We start from the raw sequence: 1,009 nt of genomic DNA, 5'->3' as shown, positions 1-1,009 counted from the left end.
TCGGGGCCGGACCGTGGCCCGAGATGACCCAGAGCATTCGCGAAGCTGATGCAGCCGTGAGCAACGGGTTTCAAGATTGACTCGCTGCATCGTTGCAGGCCACGAGATCGTTGGTTACTGAGGGTGAATCGCTGTGACCTGGACAAATACCCCGCTGGCAGTGTTGGCGGGGTTTGTCGTGCACGTCGACACTGTGGACTGATTGCGGACAGGTCTGATCGATGTCGGACGGGCGGATGTAGAAACCGCGGGTGAGCCAGTTCGTCGGCCAGAGTGGCAGTCACGGCGCTTGTGTCGTACAGCCGGTGTAGGGTTCGCGCCGTGCGAATACGGAGGTCTTCATCAAGGCTGGGCCAGTGACGACACCGGTTGCCGCCCTGATTGTTTCGATTGCAAGCGCATGTATCACCCTCAGCGGGATCATCTGGCAATTGGCTCTGTTCAAGCTGTCCGGCGCACGCCTCCGGGTCCAGCTAGTCTTCGAGTTCACGGATGGCGCGATGGTCACGTCGGTTGTGGGAACGAAGCGGAAGCCCCGGGCATCGTTCTCAGAGGCATTGAACCGGGACCTGCCTGATCGCTTCGGTATCGAATGTGTCCGGGTCCGCGTGACTAACGTAGGACGTTCTCCGGTATCGGTCGAGAATATTTCGCTCGACTTGGGACGTACGCAGTGGTGGAGGCGTTACCGCACGACGATGACCCCGAGCCGATTCAAGAACGAGATCTACGAAGATCTGCGGCCGGCCGAGCTCACAACGACCCCGATTCGCCTTGAGGTCGGTGCGGTTGCATCAATGGTTTTCCATCTTTGGCCCGCGCTCAACGCGCACCTCGACGAGCTGCAAGGCAAGAAGCGGCTCAAGGTGCGAGGTACTGCGCAAGCTGCAGGTCGGCGCCCCACGCTTTCTTCGCGACGGGTTTCTTGGCGGTTCCGGCAGGGCGAGAACACATGGTTCACTGATCGAGAGGTGACACCCGAGACTCTTGTTTACCGGGAGCTTTGGTA

The 1,009-nt window shown here is 60.0% G+C and carries 1 protein-coding gene; it reads left to right on the top strand.

Annotated features, from left to right (window positions below):
• Positions 1 to 356 precede the first annotated feature (356 nt).
• Positions 357 to 1,009 (top strand): hypothetical protein (locus ACGF5C_RS35405; protein ID WP_393308859.1); only part of this gene is annotated, 653 nt, incomplete at its 3' end.

The sequence above is a fragment of the Micromonospora sp. NPDC047620 genome (genome assembly GCF_043205005.1).
Classification (GTDB): Bacteria; Actinomycetota; Actinomycetes; order Mycobacteriales; family Micromonosporaceae; genus Micromonospora.
Note: the sequence above shows the minus strand (reverse complement) of the source record. Positions and strands in the feature narration are given on the sequence as shown.